The 2,321-nt window shown below is 59.2% G+C and carries 2 protein-coding genes; both read left to right on the top strand.

Going from position 1 to position 2,321, the window contains the following annotated elements; translation table 11 throughout:
* The first annotated feature begins 247 nt into the window (after window positions 1-247).
* Window positions 248-1,411 carry a Gfo/Idh/MocA family protein gene (locus tag CO666_RS33285; protein ID WP_179869803.1) on the top strand — a complete coding sequence of 388 codons (1,164 nt, stop codon included), beginning with the start codon at window positions 248-250 and terminating at the stop codon, window positions 1,409-1,411.
* An 11-nt stretch (window positions 1,412-1,422) separates the two neighbouring features.
* A complete protein-coding gene (locus CO666_RS33280) occupies window positions 1,423-2,286 on the top strand; it encodes a sugar phosphate isomerase/epimerase family protein (RefSeq protein ID WP_097616185.1) in 864 nt (287 codons plus the stop codon).
* Window positions 2,287-2,321: the final 35 nt, after the last annotated feature.

Raw genomic sequence — 2,321 nt, 5'->3', positions numbered from 1 at the left:
GCGCGCCTGTTTGGTGGCTTTTGCGACGGTGATCACTGCTGTTGGCGGGTGGGGCTTTTGGTTTTGTCCACATGGCTGTTCTGGTCGCATGATTTCCCCGATCACTTTTCCAATGTAATCGTTGACATTGGGTTTTTCTCGTGTTGTATACGTTAACATTACAGTTTCTTGACGGGCCCGACGTGATGTCCGGTCTCTGGGTTGATCAGGTGCGGAACGCCTTCCGCGCCATATGGAGGCTTTTGCGGTGAAGAAGTTGAATGTTGCGCTGATCGGTACGGGCTTTATGGGAAAGGCTCACTCGATTGCGACCGCGGTGGTGCCGATCCTGTTCGGTTCTCCGGTTGAAATCGAGCGCAAGGTGGTTGTCGACATCGACGAGGAATTGGCGCAGAACGCGGCCAAACAATATGGCTTTACGGAATACGCGACCGACTGGCGCGACGTCGTCTCGCGCCCGGACATCGATATCGTCGACATCTGCACGCCCAACAGCACGCATGCGGAGATCGCCATTGCGGCTGCCAAGGCCGGCAAGCACATCATGTGCGAAAAGCCGATGTCGATGACGGTCGAAGAGGCCGAGGCGATGTTGGCGGCAGCCAACGAGACCGGCATCGTGACGATGGTGTCCTATAACTATCGCCATACGCCGGCGCTGCAGATGGCCAAGAAGCTGATCGAGGAAGGCCGCATCGGCGACATCCTGACCTTCCGTGGCTACTATCTGCAGGATTGGGGCGCTGATCCGGAAAAGCCGCTTTCCTGGCGCTTCAACAAGGCTCTGGCGGGTTCCGGCACGCTTGGCGATATCGGCACGCATGTGATCGATGCAGCGCGCCTGCTGGTCGGTGAGTTCGCGGAGGTCAGCGCCATCGTCAAGACCTTCATTCCGGAACGGCCGCTGCCGGCAGGTCGCTTTTTTGGTCCGAGCGGGGCTGCATCGACGGAAAAGGGCAAGGTCGACGTCGACGACACGGCGCTGACGATGATCAAGTTCTCCAGCGGAGCGCATGGCACGATCGAAGTGACCCGCAACTCCTGGGGCCATCACAACCAGCTGGGCTTCGAAATCCATGGAACGCGCGGATCGATCGCCTTTGATTACCAGCGTCTGAACGAACTGCGTGTTGCCTTTGCCGATGATCCGGCCGACGCCTTCGGCTTCCGCACGATCTATTCCGGTCCGAACCAGCCCTTCGGCGACAAGCTCTGGCCGGTTGCCGGTATGGGGCAGGGCTACATCGATATCAAGTCGATCGAATGGTACAACTTCCTCAAGGCCATTGCCGAAAACAAGCCGGCGTCGCCCGACTTCAAGGACGGTGTTCAGATCGAACGCATTGCCGATGCCATTCTCGTCTCGGGCCAGACAGGCGCCTGGGAAAAGATCAAGCAGGCGGCTGTCTGAGGAGACGTTCGATGACGATCAAGCTTGCGATGCACACCTGGCCCTATGCGAGCAACCCGACCTGGCTGCCGGCCTATACGCTTGAGGAAACCCTCCGGCGGATCAAGAAGATCGGCTATGATGCCGTCGAAATCGGCGCCGCCAGCCCGCATGTGTTCCCGCCGACGCTCAGTGCGCAGCGCCGTAAGGACATTGCCCAGATGTTGCAGGACTATGGTCTGGAGCTGGCGGCGATGCTGCCGGCCCATGGCGGCGGTCCCGGCAACAATGTCGCCTCTCCCATTCCCGAAGAGCGGCTTTGGGCGATCGACCATTACAAGGACATGGTCAAGCTGACGGCCGACTGGGGCGGCAAGCGGCTGATCTGCCTGCCCGGCTGGTACATCTTCGGCACCACCTACCGGCAGGCATGGGATTGGGCAAGGGCTGCCATCACCGAGATCGCGACCTTCGCGCAGGATTACGGCGTCGAGATCGTCATCGAGCCGACGCCGGAAGACAGCAATATCGTCAATACCTGCGACAACACGATCGACATGATGAAGGATGTCGGCCTGGCCAACGTCAAGCTGATGTTCGACGCCCATCACGTCATCACCCAAAAAGAGGTGATGAGCGACTATGCCTATGCCATGGGCAAGGACCTGGTCCACATCCACGCCTCCGACAACGAGCGCCTGCCGCCGGGTATGGGCAAGGGCGATTGGCCGGCGCTGATCGAGGCTTTGGCCGAAACCGGCTTCGATGGATACCTGTCGATGGAATGCGGCTTCCACAAGCGCGGCATCGAGCCGGATTGGGTGGCGCGCGTCTCCCTCGACTACCTCAAGCCACTCGTCGACGCCGCAAATGCCAAGGCTAAAACAACAAAATAAGCGATAGCTTACAATCGCGATGTAATCGTTGACAT

The sequence above is a fragment of the Rhizobium chutanense genome, from assembly GCF_002531935.1.
GTDB classification, from domain to species: Bacteria; Pseudomonadota; Alphaproteobacteria; order Rhizobiales; family Rhizobiaceae; genus Rhizobium; species Rhizobium chutanense.
The sequence above is the reverse complement of the archived record's forward strand: the minus strand, read 5'-3'. Positions and strand labels throughout refer to the sequence as shown.

What these genes read in the sequence shown, in the direction of transcription:
- CO666_RS33280 (WP_097616185.1), top strand. Translation starts at nt 1,423, where the DNA reads ATGACGATCAAGCTTGCGATGCACACCTGGCCCTATGCGAGCAACCCG.